Annotated in this window: 26 protein-coding genes; 12 read left to right on the forward strand and 14 right to left on the reverse strand. The window is 44.2% G+C overall.

Annotation, left to right across the window (positions count from 1 at the left end; translation table 11 throughout):
* Positions 1-2: 2 nt before the first annotated feature.
* The gene (locus tag MMA19_RS13975; RefSeq protein ID WP_006072880.1) at positions 3-971 is read right to left on the reverse strand and encodes a TAXI family TRAP transporter solute-binding subunit; all 969 of its coding nucleotides are present in this window, start codon (positions 969-971) and stop codon (positions 3-5) included.
* Between the two features lie 334 nt (positions 972-1,305).
* Positions 1,306-1,776, reverse strand: coding sequence for a transcriptional regulator ArgR (argR, locus tag MMA19_RS13980; protein WP_006072881.1), 471 nt, complete (start codon positions 1,774-1,776; stop codon positions 1,306-1,308).
* Positions 1,777-2,114: 338 nt separating this feature from the next.
* On the opposite strand from argR, the gene mdh reads away from it, so the two are divergent.
* Both mdh and MMA19_RS13990 read left to right on the forward strand, forming a co-directional pair.
* Positions 2,115-3,050, forward strand: a complete 936-nt coding sequence (mdh, locus tag MMA19_RS13985) for a malate dehydrogenase (protein WP_038229161.1) — start codon at positions 2,115-2,117, stop codon at positions 3,048-3,050.
* Between the two features lie 105 nt (positions 3,051-3,155).
* Positions 3,156-3,347, forward strand: coding sequence for a hypothetical protein (locus MMA19_RS13990; protein ID WP_031496916.1), 192 nt, complete (start codon positions 3,156-3,158; stop codon positions 3,345-3,347).
* Positions 3,348-3,402: 55 nt separating this feature from the next.
* Here MMA19_RS13990 and ispB read toward each other — a convergent pair whose 3' ends face one another.
* Positions 3,403-4,374, reverse strand: a complete 972-nt coding sequence (ispB, locus tag MMA19_RS13995) for an octaprenyl diphosphate synthase (RefSeq protein WP_062456728.1) — start codon at positions 4,372-4,374, stop codon at positions 3,403-3,405.
* Between the two features lie 272 nt (positions 4,375-4,646).
* Here ispB and rplU point away from each other — a divergent pair, with 272 nt between their 5' ends.
* The 7 genes from rplU (at position 4,647) to folA (ending at position 9,717) form a co-directional block, all read left to right on the forward strand.
* Entirely contained in the window at positions 4,647-4,958 is a 312-nt protein-coding gene (gene rplU, locus MMA19_RS14000) for a 50S ribosomal protein L21 (protein ID WP_006074830.1), read from the forward strand.
* A gap of 21 nt (positions 4,959-4,979) precedes the next feature.
* Positions 4,980-5,237 (forward strand): 50S ribosomal protein L27, encoded by a 258-nt coding sequence (rpmA, locus tag MMA19_RS14005; protein ID WP_004409945.1) that lies wholly within the window; start codon positions 4,980-4,982, stop codon positions 5,235-5,237.
* A 268-nt stretch (positions 5,238-5,505) separates the two neighbouring features.
* Positions 5,506-6,672: an Obg family GTPase CgtA gene (gene cgtA, locus MMA19_RS14010; protein ID WP_240206492.1), complete on the forward strand. Its 1,167-nt coding sequence runs from the start codon at positions 5,506-5,508 to the stop codon at positions 6,670-6,672.
* Between the two features lie 140 nt (positions 6,673-6,812).
* Complete coding sequence (locus MMA19_RS14015) at positions 6,813-7,868, forward strand: FUSC family protein (RefSeq protein WP_006074833.1); 1,056 nt, start codon at positions 6,813-6,815, stop codon at positions 7,866-7,868.
* A gap of 109 nt (positions 7,869-7,977) precedes the next feature.
* Positions 7,978-8,745 carry a threonine/serine exporter ThrE family protein gene (locus MMA19_RS14020; RefSeq protein ID WP_031493074.1) on the forward strand — a complete coding sequence of 256 codons (768 nt, stop codon included), beginning with the start codon at positions 7,978-7,980 and terminating at the stop codon, positions 8,743-8,745.
* Positions 8,745-9,218: a threonine/serine exporter family protein gene (locus tag MMA19_RS14025; protein WP_006074835.1), complete on the forward strand. Its 474-nt coding sequence runs from the start codon at positions 8,745-8,747 to the stop codon at positions 9,216-9,218. Before MMA19_RS14020 ends, MMA19_RS14025 begins: the two co-directional genes overlap by 1 nt.
* Positions 9,219-9,237: 19 nt before the next feature.
* Positions 9,238-9,717 carry a type 3 dihydrofolate reductase gene (gene folA, locus MMA19_RS14030; RefSeq protein WP_107306321.1) on the forward strand — a complete coding sequence of 160 codons (480 nt, stop codon included), beginning with the start codon at positions 9,238-9,240 and terminating at the stop codon, positions 9,715-9,717.
* 46 nt (positions 9,718-9,763) lie between these two features.
* On the opposite strand, the gene MMA19_RS14035 is transcribed toward folA, so the two are convergent.
* The 6 genes from MMA19_RS14035 to lptD all read right to left on the reverse strand — a co-directional run bounded on the left by MMA19_RS14035 (position 9,764) and on the right by lptD (position 16,552).
* On the reverse strand, positions 9,764-10,570 hold the full coding sequence (locus MMA19_RS14035; protein ID WP_240206493.1) for a symmetrical bis(5'-nucleosyl)-tetraphosphatase: 807 nt from the start codon (positions 10,568-10,570) through the stop codon (positions 9,764-9,766).
* An 8-nt stretch (positions 10,571-10,578) separates the two neighbouring features.
* Entirely contained in the window at positions 10,579-10,959 is a 381-nt protein-coding gene (apaG, locus tag MMA19_RS14040) for a Co2+/Mg2+ efflux protein ApaG (RefSeq protein ID WP_006074838.1), read from the reverse strand.
* Positions 10,960-11,048: 89 nt separating this feature from the next.
* Complete coding sequence (rsmA, locus tag MMA19_RS14045) at positions 11,049-11,855, reverse strand: 16S rRNA (adenine(1518)-N(6)/adenine(1519)-N(6))-dimethyltransferase RsmA (RefSeq protein WP_006074840.1); 807 nt, start codon at positions 11,853-11,855, stop codon at positions 11,049-11,051.
* Complete coding sequence (gene pdxA / locus MMA19_RS14050) at positions 11,852-12,838, reverse strand: 4-hydroxythreonine-4-phosphate dehydrogenase PdxA (RefSeq protein WP_240206494.1); 987 nt, start codon at positions 12,836-12,838, stop codon at positions 11,852-11,854. Before pdxA ends, rsmA begins: the two co-directional genes overlap by 4 nt.
* Positions 12,828-14,132, reverse strand: a complete 1,305-nt coding sequence (gene surA / locus MMA19_RS14055) for a peptidylprolyl isomerase SurA (RefSeq protein WP_038223090.1) — start codon at positions 14,130-14,132, stop codon at positions 12,828-12,830. Before surA ends, pdxA begins: the two co-directional genes overlap by 11 nt.
* Before the next feature lie 89 nt (positions 14,133-14,221).
* A complete protein-coding gene (lptD, locus tag MMA19_RS14060) occupies positions 14,222-16,552 on the reverse strand; it encodes an LPS assembly protein LptD (protein WP_240206495.1) in 2,331 nt (776 codons plus the stop codon).
* Positions 16,553-16,711: 159 nt separating this feature from the next.
* On the opposite strand from lptD, the gene djlA reads away from it, so the two are divergent.
* Both djlA and MMA19_RS14070 read left to right on the forward strand, forming a co-directional pair.
* Entirely contained in the window at positions 16,712-17,560 is an 849-nt protein-coding gene (gene djlA, locus MMA19_RS14065; RefSeq protein ID WP_240206496.1) for a co-chaperone DjlA, read from the forward strand.
* Complete coding sequence (locus tag MMA19_RS14070; protein WP_198557317.1) at positions 17,560-18,102, forward strand: DUF924 family protein; 543 nt, start codon at positions 17,560-17,562, stop codon at positions 18,100-18,102. Before djlA ends, MMA19_RS14070 begins: the two co-directional genes overlap by 1 nt.
* A gap of 40 nt (positions 18,103-18,142) precedes the next feature.
* Here the strand turns inward: MMA19_RS14070 and MMA19_RS14075 are convergent, their stop codons facing one another.
* The 5 genes from MMA19_RS14075 to leuA all read right to left on the reverse strand — a co-directional run bounded on the left by MMA19_RS14075 (position 18,143) and on the right by leuA (position 23,886).
* Complete coding sequence (locus tag MMA19_RS14075) at positions 18,143-18,934, reverse strand: DUF547 domain-containing protein (protein ID WP_240206497.1); 792 nt, start codon at positions 18,932-18,934, stop codon at positions 18,143-18,145.
* A 118-nt stretch (positions 18,935-19,052) separates the two neighbouring features.
* Positions 19,053-19,655 (reverse strand): 3-isopropylmalate dehydratase small subunit, encoded by a 603-nt coding sequence (leuD, locus tag MMA19_RS14080; protein ID WP_006074847.1) that lies wholly within the window; start codon positions 19,653-19,655, stop codon positions 19,053-19,055.
* A 13-nt stretch (positions 19,656-19,668) separates the two neighbouring features.
* A complete protein-coding gene (leuC, locus tag MMA19_RS14085; protein ID WP_006074848.1) occupies positions 19,669-21,069 on the reverse strand; it encodes a 3-isopropylmalate dehydratase large subunit in 1,401 nt (466 codons plus the stop codon).
* A gap of 60 nt (positions 21,070-21,129) precedes the next feature.
* A complete protein-coding gene (gene leuB, locus MMA19_RS14090; RefSeq protein ID WP_240206498.1) occupies positions 21,130-22,218 on the reverse strand; it encodes a 3-isopropylmalate dehydrogenase in 1,089 nt (362 codons plus the stop codon).
* A gap of 120 nt (positions 22,219-22,338) precedes the next feature.
* On the reverse strand, positions 22,339-23,886 hold the full coding sequence (gene leuA / locus MMA19_RS14095) for a 2-isopropylmalate synthase (protein WP_006074850.1): 1,548 nt from the start codon (positions 23,884-23,886) through the stop codon (positions 22,339-22,341).
* Positions 23,887-24,290: 404 nt separating this feature from the next.
* On the opposite strand from leuA, the gene MMA19_RS14100 reads away from it, so the two are divergent.
* Positions 24,291-24,947, forward strand: coding sequence for a TetR/AcrR family transcriptional regulator (locus MMA19_RS14100; protein WP_006074851.1), 657 nt, complete (start codon positions 24,291-24,293; stop codon positions 24,945-24,947).
* The last annotated feature ends 7 nt before the right edge of the window (positions 24,948-24,954 follow it).

Here is a 24,954-nt window from a genome sequence, read left to right on the forward strand (position 1 = left end):
TCTTACTTAAGAAGACCAACTTCTTTGTAGTACTTCTCTGCACCTGGGTGAAGAGGAATAGATAGGCCTGCTTGTACCATGTCCTCCTTCTTCAGGTTAGCAAATGCAGGGTGCAGACGTTTGAACGTGTCAAAGTTTTCAAACACTGCTTTTGCAACGTTGTAAGCCACTTCATCAGAAACATCTGATGTGGTTACCATTGTTGCTGCTACACCAAAGCTCTTCACATCTTGATCCGTGCCACGGTACATACCTGCTGGTACATTGCTGTACGCGTAGTATGGGTTTGCCGCTACGATCTCATCGATTTGTGCGCCTGTTGCTGGAACTAGCTTAGCATCACAAGATGTTGTTGCTTCTTTGATTGATCCGTTTGGATGACCAACCACATAAACGAATGCGTCGATTTTATTGTCACAAAGTGCTTGAGAACGCTCTGAACCTTTAAGCTCTGATGCAAGTTTAAAGTCTGCGTTGGTCCAACCCATTGCATCCATAACAACGCCCATTGTCGCACGGTCACCTGAGCCTGGGTTACCGATGTTCACGCGCTTACCTTTAAGGTCAGTTACGTTTTCGATACCAGCATCAGTGCGAGCGATAATGTTGAATGGTTCTGTGTGCAGAGAGAACATTGCACGAAGCTTTTTGTAAGGGCCTTGCTCTTCAAATTTGCTTGTGCCGTTGTAGCCGTGATATTGCCAGTCAGATTGAACGATACCGAAATCTAACTCACCAGCACGCATTGTGTTGACATTGTAGATAGAACCACCAGTGGACTCTACTGAACAACGAATATTGTGTTCCTTACGGCCTTTATTCACAAGCTTACAGATTGCGCCACCAGTTGGGTAATAAACACCTGTTACCGAACCTGTACCAATTGTGATGAACTCTTGAGCGTTAACAGCGCCAGTGCCCATAACTGCAGCGGCAATAGCACCAATTTTAACAAGTTTCTTAAATGCCATGAATTTCCCTTCCTTATTCATTATTAGCCCTGAATAACTATAGATGTCTTCAGAGGTTTCCTATGTGGAAACGGCATCTTTTTCAATCCATATGTTGAAAAAGTGGCGCAATCATACCAAAAAAATTGGCAGAAAATTACTGAATTGTTAATGAATATAGGGGAATTGTCTGTGCTAGAGGATTTAGAAGGATAGGGGTGATTAGGGTGTTATTCAATAAAAACAGGTAATTAGGTGTTTTTTGTGGCTTATTTTTCGATTTATCAAGATGTGATATAAATCACGGAACAATCATGTTCCGTGATACTTTATTCTAAATGTTAATGTTTAAAACTTAGCCAGCGTAATCAAATAGATCACATACCGATTCAAACAATTGTTGGGTAGACACACTCAAGGTTGGTGTGATGAAGATGGTATCGTCGCCTGCAACGACCCCTAGAATCCCTTCTGCTTTACCCAGAGAATCGAGCAATCGAGCAATCAACTGTGCAGCACCAGGGCCAGTGTGAATAACGACGATAGCGTTGTTGTAATCTATATCAAGAACCAATTCACGTAGAGAGCTAGAGACAGTTGGAACGCCAAGCTCTGCTGGTAGGCAGTACACCATTTCCATTTTTGCGTTGCGGGTCCTCACTGCGCCAAACTTAGTCAACATGCGTGACACTTTTGATTGGTTGATGTTCTCAAACCCTTCAAGTTTTAATGCGTCGACAATCTCGCCCTGAGAACCAAAACGCTCTTCTTTTAGTAACGCTTTAAACGCGCGAACCAGGTTGTCTTGTTTGTCATTATTGCGCATAAACGCCTCTTATTTTTGTTCAACTAGCAGTGATCCGGCTATTGTGGCACAGAACCTCGATCTTGACCAAATAATCCATGGTTTATGCCAACGGTATCACTATTATCAATGCTGAAGTCAGCGATGATAACCTTATAATTAGCAAGGGGAAAAATGGGTTCTCATCACCCTCTTGTCATGATAGCGTAGTAGCACGTAATCAGTGAGTTGCGCGAGCTCGCAAAGCTGAGGTTAATTGATTGTAATCGATTAGTGATTACTATAACTTTTTAGCTAATCGACGAAAAATTACCCTACAAGACTATTAATAAGAGATATAAATCTCAAGGAGAACTCCCATGAAAGTAGCTGTTATTGGTGCCGCAGGTGGCATCGGCCAAGCCCTAGCCCTATTGCTAAAAAACCGTCTTCCTGCTGGTTCTGATCTAGCCCTGTATGATATTGCTCCCGTCACTCCAGGTGTTGCAGCTGATCTAAGCCACATCCCAACGCCTGTTTCTATTAAAGGCTATGCGGGTGAAGATCCAACACCAGCACTTGAAGGTGCTGATGTGGTTCTAATTTCTGCGGGTGTTGCGCGTAAGCCAGGTATGGATCGCTCAGACCTATTCAATGTCAATGCAGGTATCGTTAAGTCATTGGCCGAGAAAATCGCGGTCGTGTGTCCTACTGCTTGTGTTGGTATCATCACTAACCCTGTTAACACCACAGTGCCTATCGCAGCTGAAGTCCTTAAGAAAGCAGGTGTGTATGACAAGCGTAGACTGTTCGGTGTGACGACGCTTGACGTTATTCGCTCTGAGACATTTGTAGCTGATCTGAAAGCGAAAGATCCAGGTGATATTCGCGTACCAGTTATTGGTGGTCACTCTGGTGTGACTATTTTACCGCTACTTTCTCAAGTTGAAGGTGTTGAGTTTACTGCGGAAGAAGTAGAAGCGTTAACTAAGCGTATTCAAAACGCTGGTACTGAAGTGGTTGAAGCGAAGGCGGGTGGCGGCTCTGCGACCTTGTCTATGGGTCAGGCAGCGTGTCGCTTTGGTTTAGCTCTTGTTAAAGGCCTTCAAGGCGAAGAGAACGTTATTGAGTGTGCTTATGTGGAAGGTGATGGTGAGCACGCTCCATTCTTCGCACAACCAGTTAAGCTAGGTAAAGACGGCGCAGAAGCTATCCTTAGCTACGGTGAACTCAGTGATTACGAGAAAGCAGCACTAGATGGCATGCTAGAGACGCTTAATAAAGATATTGAAATTGGTGTAGAGTTCGCTAAGTAAACTCCTACATTAATTTAAATAGCAAAAGCCGGTCTTTTTAAGATCGGCTTTTTTGATCTATACCCTATAAGACTCCGTAATAAATCGGAGCGGGGAGGAAGGGTCATGGAAATGAAAGATGTAGTAAAAGGTATGTGGGTGGATTCACAACATGGCGCTGGCAGAGTGCTTGTTGTCGACGAGCAGTCACAGTCCGTTTTGGTCGAACCAATAGGAAGCGAGGAGCAATGGGCACTATCTGTTGACGAAGTCGAAGAAGAGCTGCAGCTTCATAACGGTTGTGATAAATACTACTAAAACTTGGTCTCAGAAACGGAAAAGGGCAGTGATGCACAATCACTGCCCTTTGACTTTATGCCGTTCTTTTCACTGCCATGTAGGCAAGCGCGATTAAGGCTTCTTTATATTCACTGTCAGGCACGATAGAAAGTGCTTCAATGGCCTTATCAGCTTCTTTAAAAGCCATGTCTTCAGTGTACTTTAATGAGCCCACACGATTCATTGTTGCCATAATGGTATCGAGCTTATCAATCCCATTACCTTTTTCAATTGCTTCGCGAATCATCGCACTTTCGTGTTCTTCACCGTGCTGCATGGCGTGGATAAGCGGTAATGTTGGTTTACCTTCAGCTAGGTCGTCACCGACATTTTTACCCATGTCTTCACCCGTAGAGGTGTAATCCATGACGTCATCAATAAGCTGGAACGCGGTTCCAAGGTACTTACCGTAATTCTGTAGTGCAAGTTCGACTTCTGGAGAGGCATCGTTGAGGATAGCTCCAACTTGAGTCGCGGCTTCAAACAAACGTGCCGTCTTAGAGTAGATGACTTGCATGTAGCTTGCTTCAGAAGTATTAGGGTCATTGCAGTTCATTAGCTGCTGAACTTCACCTTCTGCGATGACATTCACGGCATCACTCATAAGCTCTAAAATGCGCAATGAGCCAAGACCCGTCATCATTTGGAAAGAACGAGTATAGATGTAGTCACCTACTAGAACACTCGCAGCGTTACCAAAAGCAGCGTTTGCTGTTGCTTTACCTCGTCGCATATCAGACTCATCTACTACGTCGTCGTGCAATAACGTCGCAGTATGGATGAACTCAATAAACGCAGCAGCCGTCGTATGTGCGTTACCTTGATATCCTAAAGCTTTCGCTGAAAGCAACGCGAGTAGCGGTCTTAAGCGCTTGCCGCCACTACTTACAATATAGAAACCAAGTTGATTGATTAGACTAACTTCTGAGTTTAATTGTGCTTGTATTGTTTCATTCACTTTTGCCATATCATCGGCAGTCAGTGCTTGGATAGCTTTAAAATCCATTACGTACCCGGTTGAGCTTAGAGCCAATAAGGCTTAGTCGTTGGTTATAATCTGTGAATAATACACTAAAAAACGTTGATTAATATATGGTGAAAGGGCATTATTGCCGCACTTTTCATTGGCGATTAGTGTTTCGCCAATTTTTTCAAAATATGGCTTGTCATAGGGTAATCATTCGCGTAGAATCTGCGCCCTATTGATGATTAGTTTAGCGCACACCCTATTTGTTGAAATAACAATCAAAAGGCTGTGCGGAAAAAGCGGAGTAAAATATGTACGCTGTTTTCCAATCTGGTGGTAAACAACACCGTGTAAGCGAAGGTCAAACTCTTCGTTTAGAGAAATTAGACGTTGAAACTGGTGCAACTGTTGAATTTGATAAAGTTCTTCTTGTTGCTAACGGTGAAGACATTCAAGTTGGCGCTCCTCTTGTTGAGGGCGGCAAGGTAGTTGCTGAAGTGGTACAACACGGTCGTGGCGATAAAGTAAAAATCGTTAAGTTCCGTCGTCGTAAGCACTCTCGTAAGCAACAAGGTCACCGTCAGTGGTTCACGGAAGTGAAAATCACTGGCATCAACGCTTAATTCGATTAGGAGAGTTTAACAATGGCACACAAAAAAGCTGGTGGTTCTACTCGTAACGGCCGCGATTCAGAAAGCAAACGTCTAGGTGTTAAGCGTTTCGGTGGTGAGTCTGTTCTTGCAGGTAACATCATCGTACGTCAACGTGGTACTAAGTTCCACGCTGGTACTAACGTTGGTATCGGTAAAGACCATACTCTTTTCGCTCTTACTGAAGGTAAAGTGAAATTCGAAGTTAAAGGTCCTAAGAACCGTAAATTCGTTAGCATCGAAGCTGAGTAATTTTAGCGCTAAGCTAAATTACGAATAAGCTTTCTAGCTGAATTCAAAAGCCCTGCCGAGTCGGCGGGGTTTTTTATTTATATGGGCAGTCGATAGAGACGAGTCTCTAGGCATAGCTATGTTGAAACAACAAGCTCTGCACCATGGGGAATCGTCTCTGTCATCTGCTAAAATGTAGTGATAATTGATTGAGCCCACAAAGTGATCTTATGTCTTTTCGTCAGGATGGCTTTGGTGGTGGGTAGCGAAGAAGTAGTCGGAGTAAGAGATGAAGTTCGTTGATGAAGCGGTAGTAAAAGTCCAAGCGGGCGATGGCGGTAGCGGTGTCGTTAGTTTTTGGCGTGAAAAATTCGTAGCGAAAGGTGGTCCTGACGGTGGCGATGGCGGCGACGGTGGCGACATCTATATCGAAGCAGATGAGAACCTAAATACGCTCATTGACTATCGCTTCCAACGCTTTTACGAAGCTGAGCGTGGCGAAAATGGTCGCGGTGGTAACTGTACTGGTAAGCGTGGTAAAGATAAGGTACTTAAAGTGCCTGTCGGTACTCGAGCTGTAGATATTCACACTAATGAAATCGTTGCTGAAGTTGCTGAACATGGCAAAAAAGTGATGGTTGCAAAGGGTGGTTGGCACGGCCTAGGTAATACTCGATTTAAGTCATCGGTTAACCGAGCTCCTCGCCAGAAAACACTGGGTACTAAAGGCGAAATTCGTGAATTGCGTTTAGAGCTGTTGCTACTTGCTGACGTGGGTATGCTTGGTTTGCCAAATGCGGGCAAATCAACATTTATCCGTGCAGTTTCGGCGGCTAAGCCAAAAGTAGCCGACTATCCATTTACTACACTGATCCCTAGTTTAGGTGTGGTTAGCGTTGTTCCTGAGAAAAGCTTTGTTGTGGCGGATATCCCAGGTCTGATTGAAGGTGCCGCAGACGGTGCTGGCTTAGGTATTCGTTTCCTTAAGCACTTAGAGCGCTGCCGAGTATTGCTGCACATGATCGATATTATGCCTATCGATCAAAGTAACCCTATCGAGAACGCACTGACGATTATCGATGAGCTAGAGCAGTACAGCGAAAAGCTAGCGGATAAACCGCGCTGGCTAGTATTCAATAAAGTCGATCTTATGCCAGAAGAAGAAGCGAATGAAGTGATCCAAGAGATCCTCGACGCACTTGGTTGGGAAGATGAGTACTTCAAGATATCTGCAGTGAATAAGCAAGGAACTAAAGAGCTTTGCTATAAGCTTGCTGACTTTATGGAAACACTGCCACGCGCTGAAGAAGAGATTTCTGAGGAAGAGAAAGTCGACTTTATGTGGGACGATTACCACAAAGGTGCAATGTCTGGTAAAGACGTGATTACTGAAGACGATTGGGATGATTGGGACGACGAAGAAGATGACGGCCACGTTGTCTACGTCCGTGACTGATTGTTACCTCAATGATTTAAAAAGCTGCAAAGTTACTTTGCAGCTTTTTTTGTACTCAAATTATTTCAGTGTGGCTTGTACTAAGGCAAACTGATACAAACTCTCTTTTCTCCCCCTTTATGCTAAAGGAAGCCTTTTAAATGGATTTAAATCGGCGAATTTCGGATGTGGATGCTCTGATATTTAAACACTACCGTGTTGTACATGGTATTCGGATTTCCGTGGCATTCGTTTTAACTCTAGCTTTAACCAGTTATTTTCAGATTCCCGAAAGCACCTGGATACTCATTACGTTAGTAGTAGTGATTGGCCCTATCTCGTATTTAGGTAATGTTTTACCACGAGCTTGGCATCGCACTATGGGAACGATTATTGGAGCATTGTCAGGGATTACCGCCATTTTACTTGGACAATGGTCAATGTTGGCTATGTATGCTTGGTGCGGCGCTGTGATGTTTTGTAGTGCCTATTTTGCGTTAGGTAAACGCCCTTATGTGGGTTTGCTGATTGGTATTACCCTTGCGGTCACTATTGGAGCAGGTAATCACGATATTGAAGTTGCGTTGTGGCGTGGTCTTGATGTAACGATTGGCTGTGTATTAGCGGTGTTGTTTTGCATTATTTATCCGCAAAGAGCGTTTATTCATTGGCGCATGCGTCTAGGCGCCACGCTGGACCGGTTTGCTAAGGTCTATCAAATATCCACATCATTGAACATGCTTGAACAGCCGAACCTTGAGCGCTACCAGCAAACGCTAATGAAGGAGATGGTAACCTTGAGAAGTCTCATTTCTCCTTCAGTTAAAGAGTCAAAGCTAAGTGCACAATTATTAGAAGCGATTCAAGTACAGCTTCGCAACATGCTTTACTCCATTGAACTTTTGAACACCTCTTATTGGAGCGACAGGCACAGTCATTTGAATATGCTTTGGTCCAAACCCCTTAATGATTGCCAGAAAATCATTGAGAAAGAATTCGAAGCACTTGCAACATTAATAATGACCGGGAAATTAGAGACCGAGCTTTCAGGTAAAGAAATTGCGACAGCAAGAGAGACCTTAAAAAACAGTTTGCCAAAGATTGATGGTGAGGAGACGAGCATCAATGGCTACTTATGGCTTAATTTGAAGCTAATGGAAGACCTTGTAAGCCTAAAACGACTGTTAGTTTATTCGCTGAATCTGTCTCAAGAGTAGTTTTCACAAATTTGTTGTTTTCTGTCAATCGTGCCCCAGTTTTTAGTTCATCAACAATGAAAATGCCCCTAAAATGGATTCAATACTGAATGACCACGAAAAAACTGGAATGGATTCTAAGCAACGAGCCGTCTCTCGGCTGATTGCGCAAGCAGGGCAAATGTTACTTGCTCATGGCGCAGAAAGTACGTTAGTTGGCGATATTACTCGAAGAATGGGTATTGCTGCTTCTATGGACGAAGTAGAAGTATCACTGTCAGCAAGTTCATTAGTGATTACCACGGTTTACAAAGAACATTGTGTTACGACGGCAAGACGAAGCCCAGATCGTGGGCTTAATATGCGTGTTGTGACTCAGGTTCAACGTATCTGTATCATGATGGAGAAAGGCATTCTTGACTATCAACTAGCTCAGAAAAAACTGAATAAGATCAGTCCTGAACGCTATAATCGTTGGCTAGTCGTGGTGATGATAGGGCTATCATGCGCTGCTTTTAGTCGTCTCGCTGGCGGTGACTGGTCAGTGTTTGCAATGACTTTTCTAGCTTCAGCCGTTGGTATGACGGTACGTCAAGAAATCGGCCATCGCCATTTTAACCCACTCTTAAACTTCTCCGTCACGGCGTTTGTTACCACACTTATTTCTGCCCAAGCAGTTATCTATAGCATCGGAGCGCAGCCTCAGCTAGTGATGGCGTCATCAGTGCTCATGTTAGTCCCCGGCTTTCCACTAATTAACTCTGTTGCTGATATGGTCAAAGGTTATGTCAACATGGGGATTGCTCGTTTTGTGTTTGCCAGCTTATTAACCCTAGCAACCTGCTTGGGGATAATTGGTGCCATGAGTCTGACGGATGTTCTAGGGTGGGCTCAGTAATGACAATAGTGGAATTATTATTTGCTCTGCTTAACGACATGTTCTTTGCCGCTATTCCAGCAGTAGGGTTTGCGTTGGTATTTAATGTTCCTCAAAATGCGTTAGCTTATTGCGCGATTGGTGGGGCAGTTGGCCATGGCTCTCGCTTTTTGATGATGCATTATGGTGTTCCGATTGAATGGGCTACTTTTTTTGCCGCAACGATTGTCGGTATGATTGGCGTTCATTGGTCGCATAAGTTTCTAGCTCATCCTAAAGTGTTTACGGTGGCCGCGCTAATACCGATGGTTCCTGGGGTGTTTGCCTATAAAGCTATGATTGCTATGGTGGAAATCAATCATCTTGGTTATACCCCAGAGCTTCTGGCTACTCTAATGGAGAACTTCCTAAAGGCGATGTTTATAATTGCTGGTTTGGCTATTGGTCTTGCCATGCCGGGACTGTTATTCTATCGCAGCCGACCCGTCGTTTAATTAGGAATACAGTACCTCAATGATTATTAGCATGATTGCCGCTATGGCAGACAATCGAGTCATAGGCAAAGATAACCAAATGCCTTGGCACTTACCTGCCGACTTTATCTGGTTCAAAAAGTGCACCATGGGAAAACCCGTTATTATGGGTAGAAAAACCTATGAATCTATAGGGCGCCCTTTACCTGGTCGTCAAAACATTGTCGTTAGTCGAAATTCTGAGCTTCGCATAGATGGAGTGGAGACGGTAACTTCATTGGAACAAGCTTTGAGCTTAGTGAATGATGTGGAAGAAGCGATGATCATTGGTGGCGGTAGCTTTTACGAGCACTGTATGCCGATGGCAAACAAGCTTTATCTAACCTATATCGATGCAAATGTTGATGGCGATACTCAATTTCCTGATTGGGGAGAAGGCTGGAAACAAGTGCATAGTGAGCAATATCAAGCGGATGAGAAAAACGCGTACGACATGCAGTTCGTCATTCTTGAGCGCTAATATTCGCCGCCTAAGAGAGGTTTCTTAGGCGTCTTTTATTGAATATTTAACCTAAGGCTGGTTGTTCAAAAACGGCCTTATCTTCCCAACGAATCATAGTAAGGCTACCTCCCCAAACACACCCGGTATCCAATCCTATAATCTGTTCACTGATGTAGCCTCCTAGTGCTGCCCAATGCCCAAAAATTACGGTTTTATTAAGCGGGACTCGATTTTTTAATTGGAACCACGGAACATATTCTAGAGGGTTTACGTCACTAGGAGGTAGCTTACAGGCCATATCTAAGCGCCCATCTGGATAACAAAAACGCATTCGGGTGTAGGCATTAATGATGTAACGCCAACGTTCGAAACCGGTGAGTCCTGATTGCCAGAAGTTGGGGTCATTGCTGTACATATTATGGATGAGTGCTTGCCAATCATCACTTTGTAGTTGTTGCTCAACTTCTCGAGCATTGACTCTCGCCTGTTCTAAAGTCCACTGAGGAGAAATACCTGCATGACAAACGACAAATTCATCATGTTCTAAGAGCAAAGGCTGGTGTCTGAGCCAGTCTAATAAATCTGTCTTGTCTAGAGCTTCTAAAATCGGAAGTGTTTTGTCTTTGGGCTTCGCTTTGTGTACGCCAAGCGATACGGCTAATAAGTGAAGATCATGATTGCCCAGACAGACTTTTGCAGCTTCTCCCATGGCTTTGACGAAGCGGAGCGTTTCCAGTGATTTAGGGCCTCTAGCGACGAGATCTCCAGCAATCCAAAGGGTATCTTTTTGTTTGTCGAAATGACTTTTCGACAACAGTAGTTCCAATTCATCCAAGCAACCTTGAATGTCACCAACAATGTAATTTGCCACAAAAAACCTTAATTTAGAATATTGGGAATAGCTAAGCGGAATGGCTCTATTTCGGTAATGAATTCTTTGCCGTTGGCATCGATCATTATGTAATGACCTTGCATCACGCCAACAGGTGTCTCAATAGCCGTGCCACTGGTATACGTGTACTCATCACTTTTTTCGATTATTGGTTGTTGGCCGATCACACCTTCACCCTCGACACTGATCTGTTTTCCGTTAGCATCAGTAATCAGCCAACGTCGACTCATTAATTGCACAGTTTGCTGACTTAGGTTTTTTATCGTGATGACGTAAGCAAAGACAAAGCGCTTATTGTCTGGGTCAGATTGCTCCTCAACGTATTTGGTATGTACTTGGCATTTCACGCATGGCGAAGTTGTATCCATATGACTCTCCTATGCTGTTGAAAGGGCTACCTATTCACTATGACAAAAAAAAACGCCCATTAGCAAGCTAGTGAGCGTTTTTTAATGAATTAGTTATGATTTTCATCTAACCAGTTAGCCATGGCTACGAACTGTTGTAATGTTAGATTCTCTGGTCGCATAGAAGGGTTTACGCCCAGTTCTTCCAGCGTTTCTGCCGACATAAGAGACTTGTAGCAATTACGAACGGTTTTACGACGCTGGTTAAAGCCATCACGACAGACTCTATCTAGCCATTTCAAACTAGTCGCAGGATAAGGTAGTTCTTCATAAGGAACCAATCTTACTACCGCTGAATCTACTTTCGGTGGTGGAACAAATGCTGTTGGTGGTACTTCAAGTACTGGAACCACTTTGCAGTAATACTGAGCCATGACAGTCAGACGGCCGTAAGCTTTTGTGCCTGGACCGGCGGCAAGGCGATTCACCACTTCTTTTTGTAGCATAAAGTGCATATCTTGGATGTCTTTATGGAACTCAAATAAGTGGAACATCAAAGGTGTAGAGATGTTGTACGGCAGGTTACCGAAGATACGCAGCTTGTTATTTGGATTAACAAGTTGAGTAAAGTCAAAACGCATAGCGTCACCTTCGTGAATGGTGAGCTTATCTCCCAAATCTGGGTGATTGCGTAGACGCTCCGCAAGATCTCGGTCTAATTCAATAACTGTAAACTTGTCGACTTCTTTGCCTACTGGTTCAGTAATCGCACCAAGACCTGGGCCAATCTCAACTAAGTTTTGACCTGGACGCGGATTAATTGCTGATACAATCCCGTCGATAACGTAAGGATCATTTAGGAAGTTTTGACCAAAACGCTTTCTTGCTTTGTGCCCTAGGTGGACATCATTTCTCATTGTCTGCTCTCTACTAAATCTATTGCGTACGCCAGTGCTGTCTCAAAGCTGCCAAAATCTGCTTGACCAGTGCCAGCAAGATCCAATGCAGTGCCATGATCGACCGATGTCCTTATAAAGGGTAGACCAAGAGTGATGTTTACTGAACGACCGAAGCCCTTGTATTTAAGTACAGGGAGAACTTGATCGTGATACATGCCTAAGACAGCATCCGCATCGCGTAAATATTTGTCATTAAATATCGTATCGGCGGGTAATGGGCCGATAAGTTGATAATCTTTTTCTGTGCGAAGTTTCTCTAGGGTAGGAGTGATAGTTTCTATCTCTTCCATACCTAAGCAGCCATCTTCACCTGCGTGAGGGTTGAGGCCACAGACATAGATATTGGGTTTGGTAATACCAAACTTGGTGACCAAGTCGTGATGCAATATATCAGCAATGCGTGTAACACGATCTTCGGTGATGGCTGCAGGTACTTCCGATAATGGAAGGTGAGTCGTGACAAGTGCGGTTCTTAATCCTTCCGTTGCCAGCATCATGACCACAAGTGGTGTATTTGATACTTCTGCAAAGAACTCAGTATGGCCACTAAAGCTGACACCAGCTCGATTGATCACCCCTTTATGCACAGGGCCGGTGACAATAGCATCAAATTCACCTTTCATACAGCCTTTTGCTGCTTTTTCTAAGGTATTTAATACGTATTGTCCATTGGCTTCATCTAGCTTCCCAGCTTGGGCTGGGTTTTGCAGCGGCACATGTAAAATAACTAAGCGGCCTTTGCTATGTGTATTGTGAGCAGTGGGATCATAATCGATAAGCTCGACTTCAATCCCAAGTTGATGTGCACGCTCGGCAATTAAGTTCTTATCAGCACAGACAACAACCTGATGCGGCCAATCTCGCTGTGAGAGAGCAACAGCAAGATCGGGACCTATACCTGCGGGCTCTCCTGCGGTAACAACAATACGCTTAGTTGGCATTGTTATCTTCCTCATCATCGTTCACCATTTCTACGAATGCACTGGCGCGAAGTTCTTGAATCCAGGCCGAAGCTTCTTCATTGAACTTACGATTGAACAAGATGCGGTATGCGCGGTTCTGCATGGCTGAGCCTGTCTTGTCGACATCTCTACGATCTAGAACTTCGACGATGTGCCAACCGTGTACGGTTTTAAATGGTTTACTGATTTGGCCAATAGGTAAGGTTTCAACCTGATGCTTGAACTCCGGAACGTATAGTTCTGGTGTTTGGTAACCCAGTTCGCCGCCTTGGACGGCTGAGCCAGGGTCTTGGCTATATTGCTCGGCCATTTCAGCAAAGGTAGATTCACCAGATTGAACTTTAGCGATGATATTGTTGAGCTCTCTTTGAACCCCTTCATCACTTAAAATAACCGTAGGTTTGATAAGAATGTGTCGTGCGTTTACTTCAGTAACAGACACCGTCTCTAAGCCTTTAACGTCTTCAATTTTTAAGATGTGAAAACCAACACCGCTGCGGAATGGACCAATAATAGTGCCTTTAGTTTGCATCTTAATTTGGTCAGCAAAGATGGTTGGCATCTCTTCTTTACGCATCCAGCCCCAATCACCGCCTTCTAGCGCTTTCGGACCTTTTGAGTAGGTATATGCCATAGTGGCAAAATCTTCACCCGATTTTAGGCGTGCAACTAGATCCTTCGCTTGCTGCTCTTGAACGCTTTTATCTTCGCCATCATTAAAGCGCAATTGAATGTGACGAATCTTATAGGTCACAGTGGCGTCGCTTTCTTTAGCAAGCAGCTCTGCGAGGTTATCGACTTCAGCTGGTAGAATGTTGATTCGTTGTCTTACCATAGCGTTACGAGCTTCACTGGCGGCGATTTCATCACGAATTTGTTCACGAAATGCTTCCCACGTTAGTCCTTCTTCACGTACGGTTTGGCGAAGTTGCTCGATGGTTTGATTGTTGTTTTTAGCAATATCGTTAAGCGTGCTTTCTAGTCGGTTATCATCGATACGAACACCAATGCGATCAGCTTCTTGTAATTGCAGCTTTTCTAAGATCAGTTTATCGAGGATTTGCTCTTGGATAATATCTGCAGAAGGTAGCTCTTGGTCATTTTTTCGAGCGTTGGCAGTAAGAGTCTTAGTGGCAGAATCAATATCACTTTGTAGGATAACGCCATCGTTGACGATAACACGAACGCGATCAAGCTCAACGGGTTCGGCAATGGCATGTAAAGCCATCACCGACAAAAGACATGTTGAAAGGAGTTTGCTTATAAATTTCATCGATATTCCTAGTGAAAACTTCACAGACTAAGAGTCTGTGAAGTTAATAAAGTTCCTAACTTGATATTATTACGCGAGCACTATCATGCTTAGTCATTAAGTATAAATGGTCGACCATACTTTAGTGCGTTGCCATTTGGCGGCTCAGGTGCTTTTGAGCTACCTCCAAGACCTGTAATGCCAAAGCTTAGGCGAATATTATCTTCAAAGTTGGCTGCACCTATTCCGACGATGCCAGACTCCCAGCTTCTTAATTGACGACTATAGTCTACGCCAAGATACCAACAATCAGAGTGGTACTCTAGCTTAGCTAACCACTCGATAGAAACTCGTTCAGTCATATCGTAGTAGTATTGACCCGTTGCCAACCAATTGCGGTTGATCTTATACCCACCTAATAAGCCAACTTGGTTGATACCATCTCGTGTCAGCTTGTCCAATTCGGCGGGAGTATAGCTGTTGACACTTTCAATGTACTCTTTCGTGACATAGCGATAGTTCGCTTGAATGAAGTCATCATTGACACGGTATTCTAGCGCGCTATTTCCAAGAGCTACGGCTGAAGAGTCAATATCATATTGAACACCGCCGTGGTAGAACACTCGGTCATTAATATTAAAATCGGTCTCAATTGCCCAAGAAGAGTAGTTAGATGAATCCGTATCTGCAACACTATTTGGGTTCTTACTAGCAGCATCTAAATAATAGATTTGACCAAATGAAACGGCCAAACGTTCTTTTTGTCCGCTATCATAAAAGCGAGTGGTTGCACCGTAGCTGATCTGATTGGCAGCTGCAATTTTGTCGACACCACTGAAACGACGACTGCGGAACAAACCATAGTAATCAGTCTGTAGTAAAGTGGTATCGTAGTTATATATGTCACTCTGGTCTACTTCTGGTACATATAGATACTGCACTTGAGGTTCTAATGTCTGAGTATACCCATTTATAAAGGTGGTATCGCGTTCTAGGACCATTCCTGCGTGAGTTCTGAATTCAGGCAAAGCGCGGTCAACAGTTTCTTTTAAAGGACCTAGGCTGGTTCCCTCTCCGACAACACGACCATCGAGGTCTTGTTGATAATGTGTGAGCATGTAACGTGCTTCAGTCGTCCATGTACCCCAAGTGTTTGATAATGGGAGCGTTAGTCCAGGTTCTATGTGTACACGAGTAGCTGATGGCTTTTCTTGATCATCAGTTTCAAAGCGCGATATATGGGAAATCATATCGAAGTTGAGCGTCTTATAGATCTCTGGACGATAGTAATTAAACTCAAATTGCGGCATTAATTGATACGGTTTGGTATCGTCCACAAGAATTTGGAAGTCTTGGACGGTTAATGCCGCATCCCAAAATTGCTCACGATATCCGATGGTACCTTTTTGTGATAACTGGCCTTCAGAGCGACTACCAATACTAGAATCAAGGTCTTGGAAGTACTCGTTGTCACTCACTTGAGAGTAGTCGAGGTCGAGCTTCCAATGTTGGCCAAAATTACTGTTGTTTTTATATTGGAAGGCCCAACGATCACCTTTTTCAGGGTATTTCTGGTCATTAGCCAAGTACTCGCCAAGCAAATTTCCTCGGCTGGTCTCGGTTAAGTACCTAAAATCACCTTTGAGCTGAAGACCACGAGTTTGCATGTAGTGAAAATTCGTTAGCAAGTCATAGTTTGGTGCGAGATTCCAATAGACAGGAATATCTAATTCAAGGCCGTTTTTAGAACCCAGTGAAAATGATGGGAAGAGCACCCCCGTCTTTCTTTTATTACTGGTCGGCATCGTCATATAAGGCATGTAAAAGATAGGAACATCTTTTACTTCAACACGACTTCCATAAAGCGTTGCAGATTCTTCATCTTGATTAACACGGATATCATCAGCAACAAAGCGCCAAGAGTTATCATCTTCTGGGCATGTTGTAATAGAGCCGTCATCGATTTGATACAAAGATTTACCAGTTTTCGAAATAAATACGGCGTCTCCACGACCACCGCCACACAGCATTTTGTATTTAGTGTTCTCTGCTGTTATTTCATCTTTGTTCAGATTATTGGTTATTTTGTCGGAAACCGCTTTGAACTGTCCGTCTTCTAAGGTGACATTACCTTCTGCGACGACAACATTTTCATCTTGGTGAAGCGTAACGCTGTCGGCAGTAATAGTTTTATTGCCCTGAACCACAACAACATCACCTTTATAGGTGGCTCTTTGACCATTAATGGCTTCCAAAGAATCCGCTTCTATATTGATTGGCTCTTGATTGGAGTCAGAACTTTGTGCAGTATCAACAGAGCACTGCTCTGCTGGTGGCATAGTTTGCCCACTATTTTTCGATGTTTCTTCGGCATGTGCGTAAGACGCTAGCAGCGCAGCACCTATTGAGGCCGCTAGATATGTGCGGGAAAAACGTGACATCGAGTTGTACTATCCTGTTTAACTTGATTCATTCAGTTGAATTCGATTGATATTGAATCGTTTATAAGACGGTCTCTATCATAAAGGAAATTGACCTTAACGACACTAGTAGACTGCGAATCAGCGCAAAAATTCATAAATAAAGAGCACATAAATCACATGATAGGTAAAATTTTAGGCGTATTTTTCGGCATGTTATTTGGCGGACCGTTAGGTGCGCTGTTCGGTTTATTCATTGGGTACCAGTTCGACAAAGCGAGACGATTAAATCAAGGTGGTTTTGCACGAGGTGGATTTGGCGGTGCAGATCAAGCTAAACGACAAGAAGAATTTCTCACCTCTGCCTATGCTGTGATGGGGCATGTTGCCAAAGCGAAAGGACAAGTCACTAAAGAAGAGATTCAACTAGCGACCATTATGATGGATCGTATGAACCTTAATAGTGAGCAAAAAAGAGCAGCTCAAGAAGCGTTCCGCGAAGGGAAGTCGGCGGATTTTCCGTTAGAACGTATTCTTGATAAGGTCCGTATTTCGTCGGGCGGTCGTCATGATCTGCTTCAGTTCTTTTTGGAATTGCAAATTTCAGCAGCCTTTGCTGACGGAAGTGTTCACCCTGCTGAACGAGAAGTGTTGCACAGGATTGCACAAGGACTTGGCTTTTCAGCTCAGCAGTTAGAGCAGCGATTACGAATGCAAGAAGCGGCGTTCCGATTCCAACAAGGTGGTAATTTCGGTGGTGGTCACTATCAAGGTGGTCAACAATCAGGAAGTTGGCAGCAAGCGAGCAGTGCGTCGCAGCTTTCTGATGCGTATGATGTGCTTGGTGTGTCTGAAGATGCCGATGCGAAAACACTCAAACGAGCTTATCGTAAACTGATGAATGAGCATCATCCAGATAAACTGATGGCTAAAGGTTTGCCACCTGAAATGATGAATATGGCAAAAGAAAAATCTCAAGAGATTCAAAATGCCTATGATTTAATTAAGAAGGTGAAGGGATTTAAATAATGCAGACAGACAAGGATGTACTGGACTTTTGGTTTGGTGAATTAACGCCTGCAGATTGGTTCTCAGGCGATGAGGCACTAGATAGCCTTATAGAGCAGCGCTTTTTGGCGCTGCATAATAAAGCCGCGCTCGGTGAACTGTATACGTGGCGTCAAAGCCCACAAGGACGCCTAGCTGAAATCATAGTATTAGACCAGTTTTCTCGGAATTTATATCGTGGTAAGCCTCAGTCATTTTTGTCCGACCCAATGGCGTTGGTACTCGCCCAAGAAGCGGTAGCATTAGGCGAAGATATGAAGCTAAGTGAAGAGCAACGTAGCTTCTTATACATGCCTTATATGCATAGCGAATCTTTGGTTGTTCATGAAGAGGCTGTGCGCTTGTTTAAACAAAGCGGTCTTGAAAATAACCTGGATTTTGAATATCGCCACAAAGTGATTATCGAGCGATTTGGCCGCTACCCACATCGGAATAAGATTTTAGGGCGACAATCTAGTGAGGAAGAGCTGGAATTTCTTACCCAGCCCGGCTCTAGTTTTTGAAGTGTAGTAAGGTCTAGGCAAGCAAGCCTGGACCCTAATACTATTTTTTGTTTAAAGCCCAATCGTAATCGTAGTCAATTTTACCCGCAAACCCTGTTAGTTTAGGGCTGTATTTTGCCATATGAGCAATGACGCCACCTTGAGCTTTGAAGTCCTCAGCAAACCAGTCGTAAATCGACGAAAGTGTTGCCTTGTCACCTTTGATTTTTACGCCTTTATTTGAGTTGATAAAAGTGCTTGCCGCCTGTTCCAGTAACGCTTCTGTATTGCTTGATGTGAATGCTTGAGGTTGCAGGTTTGGACACCCTAAACTGGCGCAGTTAACGGCGTAATGGGTTCTTGGGTCATTCCAAATAGGACGAAGGATTCTATGCTCAATATCATTAAGCGTCAGTGTCTGACCTGTAATTGTAATGACATCATCTCCCCAAGGTCCAAAGCTAAATAAACCACCCAGCTTTGTAATCGATTTTACTGGGTAATTATCCAAAATTAGGTCAACGGTAATCGCATTGTAGAGGTTCACCCAGTAAGCGTATTGCTCCGCTTTATTCAGTGTTCTTGGGTCGATGGCTGCGAGTTCCGACAGATAACTTTTTAATTGCTGCTTATCGTTTGGAGAAACTCGAACGTAACGTACCAAGGTGTTATCACCTTCTACTACCAAATACTTATCAAGAAAGGCTTGCCAACTTTGGTGTGACACGTTTTGAAGGTTTGCTTCATTACTTGAATTCCAGTAAGCCCAAAGCTCAGATTTCGGCGCGGAAAACGCAGTAAAACTAAATAATAAGAGAGAAGCCGTGAGTGCTTTAAGCAGTGTTTTGACCATAGCAACGATCCATTTTATGTAAGGCTAATCCATCAGACCTGTAAAGATGCCAAGTTATTTCAATTGAGTGAAAAAAAATCCCAGCACTTGGCTGGGATTTATCAATTCGTTTTGACTTTTATTTTAGGAAGCTAGGAATGTTGGCTTCATAAGCTGCAATTTTGTCTTCGTGCTGCAACGTTAGACCAATGTTGTCTAGACCGTTTAATAGGCAGTGGCGACGGAATTCGTCAATCTCAAAGCTGTAAGACTTACCGTTAGCTGTTACTTTCATTGCTTCTAGGTCGACAGTTATTTCTGCACCTTCGTTTGCTTCGACGTATTGGAACAGTTCATCCACCTCTTGCTCCGTTAAGCGAACTGGTACCATTTGGTTGTTGATAGAGTTGCCATAGAAGATATCGGCAAAGCTTGGAGCGATCATTACTTGGATGCCGTAATCAGCTAGTGCCCAGGGAGCGTGTTCACGCGAAGAGCCACAGCCAAAGTTTTCACGAGCAAGTAAGATGCTAGCGCCTTGATAGCGAGGAGCATTCATGACAAATTCTGGATTGTCTTGCTCGCCTGCGTCGTCCAAGAAGCGCCAGTCGTGGAATAGATGTTTACCAAAACCAGTGCGAGTTACTTTCTGTAAAAATTGCTTAGGGATGATGGCGTCGGTATCGACATTCGCTGCATCTAAAGGTACGACTAAGCCGGTGTGTTGTTTAAATCCTGACATGTGGGTTTCCTTCTTAGTCTAGCTCTCTGATATCAACAAAATGACCTGCGATAGCCGCTGCGGCTGCCATTGCAGGACTCACTAGGTGTGTGCGACCGTCACGGCCTTGACGACCTTCAAAGTTACGGTTACTAGTAGAGGCACAGCGCTCCTGTGGGCCTAGGCGGTCATTGTTCATCGCCAGACACATTGAGCAGCCTGGCAAGCGCCATTCAAAGCCCGCTTCTTTAAAGATAGAGTCTAAGCCTTCCGCTTCAGCCTGAGCTTTTACCTGCTCTGAGCCAGGGACAATCAAAGCTTGCACATGATCTGCGACTTTACGACCTTTAGCAACAGCGGCTGCAGCACGCATATCTTCGATACGAGAGTTAGTACAAGAACCTACAAATACTTTGTCTACTGGGTAGTCTTTAAGTGATTTTCCCGCTTCTAGACCCATATAAGCCAGCGCTTTTTCTGCAGATGCTTTTTCTACTGGGTCAGTAAAGCTTTCCGGTGATGGAATAGGTTGGTCAACGGCAATAACTTGGCCAGGGTTAGTACCCCAAGTAACCTGAGGTTTAATATCGGCCCCGTTTAGTGTAACGACAGCGTCAAACTTAGCATCGTCATCGGTTTTAAAAGTTTTCCAGTATTCAACGGCAGCATCCCAGTCAGCGCCTTGAGGAGCGAACTTACGGCCTTTTAGATACTCAAACGTCGTCTCATCAGGAGCGATAAGACCTGCTTTCGCACCGAGTTCGATAGCCATGTTACATACCGTCATACGACCTTCCATAGAAAGGTCAGTAATCGCTTCACCACAGAACTCAACGACGTAACCCGTACCACCTGCTGCTGTAGTTTCACCGATAATGGCTAGGACGATATCTTTTGCCGTTACACCGGGAGCCACTTTACCTTTGACTTCAATCTTCATCGCTTTAGCGCGAGATTGTTTTAGTGTCTGAGTCGCTAGGACGTGCTCTACTTCTGAGGTACCAATGCCAAATGCCAATGAACCAAATGCACCGTGAGTAGCCGTATGCGAATCACCACAAACAATGGTCATCGCTGGTAGCGTAATACCAAGCTCTGGGCCCATAACATGAACAATACCTTGGTACTTATGATTGATATCGTAAAGTGTCACCCCGAATTCTTCGCAGTTCTTGGATAGCGTTTCCATCTGGATACGTGCCATTTCACCAGAGGCGTTGATGTCTTTGGTCGTTGTCGAAACGTTGTGGTCCATCGTCGCGAAAGTCTTACCTACTTGGCGCACTTGGCGACCTTTTTCGCGCAGACCATCAAATGCTTGAGGAGATGTCACTTCATGAACCAAGTGACGATCGATATATAGGATTGGGTTTTCACCCTCCGCTTCTACGGCGACGTGTGCATCGTAGACTTTTTCGTATAGTGTTTTTGACATTGCTAAATTCCTTGCTTCTTCCGCCACGCCCCTATAGGCGCAGCGAAGGCGATGTTGTAATTATGAGTTCAATACGTAACTTGCGATCTTGTCACCCATCTCAGAGGTGCTAAGTGCTGGCTTATCGCCTGCTAGATCCGCCGTTAACTCGCCTGCAGATAGTGCCTTACTAACTGCGGCTTCGATGTCTTGCGCTGCGGCCTCTTCACCTAAGCTGTAACGAAGCATTAGCGCAGCAGAAAGAATTTGTGCTACTGGGTTAGCAATGTTTTTACCAGCGATGTCTGGTGCACTGCCGCCAGCTGGCTCGTAGAGACCGAATTGACTTTCATTAAGACTTGCTGATGGCAACATGCCCATAGAACCTGTGATCATCGCACACTCATCAGAAATGATGTCACCAAAGATGTTAGAGCAAAGCATGATGTCAAACTGAGCCGGATCTTTGATTAATTGCATGGTCGCGTTATCGATGTACATGTGGTTTAGAGTGACATCTGGGTACTCTTTTGCTACTTCTTCAACGACTTCACGCCATAGGATAGAGCTTTGTAAAACATTCGCTTTATCGATGGAGTAAACGTTTTTACTGCGAAGACGTGCGGACTCAAAGGCAATCTTGGCAATGCGTTCAATTTCAAAACGGTGGTAGATCTCAGTATCAAACGCTTTTTCTGTCGGGCCTTCACCTTCACGACCTTTTGGCTGACCAAAGTAGATGCCACCTGTTAACTCACGAACCACTACAATATCGAAGCCTTTTGCTGAAATATCAGCACGAAGAGGTGAAAAGTCTTCTAAACCAGCGTGAATTTGCGCTGGACGTAAATTACAGAATAGTTGGAAGTGTTTGCGAAGTGGTAGAAGGGCGCCACGTTCTGGCTGGTCATTGGGTGGAAGGTGCTCCCACTTGGGACCTCCAACTGAACCGAATAGGATTGCGTTTGATTCTTCACAGCCTTTCACTGTGCTCTCTGGAAGAGGGCAACCGTGATTATCGATGGCGATACCACCTACATCGTATTCTTCACGTTCTAGTGTAATGCTGTGCTTCTCTGAAATCGCATCCAACACTTTATGTGCTTGAGCCATAACTTCTGGGCCAATACCATCACCTGGTAGAACTGCAATCTTGTAAGTACCTGCCATGGGGCTAATTTCCTTAAATGTTGTATTTGCTTATATTTCTTAAGCCCCTTGAAACCTATTGTCTGGACAACAACAGCAAGGGGCTAAATTTTCCTGTGGTCTTGGGAATGAACGCTTACCTTAGACCGCTTCTACTTTTTTCTGCTTCATCTCTTCAATCTGATCAGCGCGATGAATACTATTGATAACATGAAGTAGGGCTTGACCAGAAGCTTCAACGATATCCGTTGAGACACCAGTCCCGTGATATTTGCGACCCTTGTAGTTAGCAATAATATCGGCTTGGCCCAAACCATCTTCGCCTTCACCTTTTGCAGTCAAATCAAACTTATCTAGAACAATGTCGTAACCCGTCACGCGATAGATACATTGATAAAGCGCATCAACTGGGCCGTTACCGACGGCCGCCTCGCATTTCTCTTCATCACCACATTGAATCTTGATGCTTGTCGTTGCCATGATGCTACCAGATTGAACGCTTAGATAGTTCAACTTAAAGAAGTCGTCTTCGGCACGCAAGTTCGCAAAGTGCATTAATGCTTCTAAATCGTAATCAAAGACCTGACCTTTACGATCCGCTAGCTTCAAGAAATCCTCATATAGCGTGTCTAGATTGTATTCATTCTCGTTGTAACCCATCGCATCCATATGACTCTTAACAGCAGCTCGACCAGAACGACTCGTTAGGTTCAATGCTTTGTCTTTTAGGCCAATGGATTCCGGTGTCATGATCTCGTAGGTATTTTTGTTCTTCAACATACCGTCTTGGTGAATGCCTGAAGAGTGGCTAAATGCATTCGCACCAACAATGGCTTTGTTGTCTTGAATTGGCATGTTGCATAGCTGGGAAACCAGTTTACTGGTGCGATGGATTTCTTGATGTTGCAGGCCAGTATGAACACCTAGAAGCTCTTGGCGCGTTTTAATAATCATCGCAATTTCTTCTAGAGAACAGTTACCTGCGCGCTCACCGATACCATTGATGGTGCCTTCAATTTGGCGAGCACCTGCTTGGACTGCTGCGATAGAGTTCGCCACCGACATGCCTAAGTCATCATGGCAGTGCACCGAAATAATCGCTTTGTCGATGTTAGGAACGCGATTGAAAAGGGTTTGGATGATACCACCGAATTCGTTTGGAACCGTGTAGCCTACCGTGTCTGGAATATTGATAGTACTTGCGCCAGCGTCAATAGCGGCTTCGACCATACGGCAAAGATTGTCGATTGGTGTGCGTCCTGCATCTTCACAAGAGAACTCAACGTCGTCGGTATAGTTACGTGCATGTTTCACCGCTTTTACGCCCATCTCGACTACATCGTCATAACTACGACGCAATTTATCTTGAACGTGAACCGTTGAGGTAGAGATGAACGTGTGAATACGGAATGCTTCTGCGACTTTTAACGCTTCAGCGGCGGCATCAATATCTTTAGCCACTGCGCGTGACAATGCACAAACTCGACTGTTTTTGATGTGTTTAGCGATGGTTTGTACTGACTCAAAGTCACCTGGAGAGGAGATAGGGAAGCCAGCTTCAATAACATCAACACCTAGACGCTCGAGCGCATAAGCAATTTGCAGTTTCTCTTTAACTGTCAGACTTGCTGAAAGTGCTTGCTCGCCGTCACGCAATGTGGTGTCGAATATTATCACCTGATCTTTCATAGTTGCTTCCTCTTTGTACAGGTTAATCGTTTACGTCCAGTTCAATCGATATAAAAAAACCCGCTTGTCTAAGCGGGTTTTTTTAGAATTCTTAGTGGTGTTTTTCGTCCACAACCTACCCGCGCGATGTTTTCACGATAAGGAGGAGGTTCAGGAGTAGAGAAAAACGTAATGACACTGTTATGCATTCCACAAAATTAAGTTACAAGATTAGTACCGCACTCAAGCTCATGCGTCAAGGGTTAATCTGATTTTTCTTGGATATCGGATCAGTGAGCACTGCAGTCTCAGCCTTTTCAATAGTAAATTAATCAAATGATTAAATTGTGATGAATTATTGTTCTGCATAAAGCAAAGGTATCAGTCCTATAATTAATCTTGTGATTAATAATTAAGGTTAAATTATGCAGCCTGTGGAACAAGAGAAGAGAAAGGTAGGCCGCCCTAGAAAGCAAACTGACGCGCGACAAAAGCTGCTAGAGCATGCTCGTGAACTGTTTGTTGTCATGCCATACGATAAGGTATCGACTCGCCTGATTGCGCAACGAGCGGGCGTCAATATTGCGATGATTCGTTACTACTTTGGCAACAAAGAGGGGCTCTTCGAAACCATGGTTCGTGAGACCATCGCCCCGATGAAAAACAAAATGGATGAAGTTTTTATGAAAGGCGATCATCGTAACTTGTTTGATTTTATGCGTATTTATTATCACGAAATGAACAAAGTTCCACAGTTCCCGCGTTTAGTCGCTCAAATCATGCATATGCCTCCCTCGGCGACACAGAGACGACTGTTTGAAAAAGTGTTTGTTGATCTTGCTCGCCCAGACCATGACCTGATGTTTGGTCGACTGCAACAGGCAGGATATTTACGTGATGATATTGATCCGAAGCTTTGTAAAGTATCGTTCATATCACTCATGGTGTTTCCGTTTGTCGCGCCACCTGCCATGTTGCAACTACACGGAATCGAACTGAATGAAGCCTTTCTAGATGAGTTGCTCGAACACAACATCTCATTGCTATCACGTGCGCTGTTACGCGACCCTACTAACGACTAATCAGAAT

Source organism: Vibrio sp. CyArs1, assembly GCF_022432925.1.
Classification (GTDB): domain Bacteria; phylum Pseudomonadota; class Gammaproteobacteria; order Enterobacterales; family Vibrionaceae; genus Vibrio; species Vibrio mediterranei.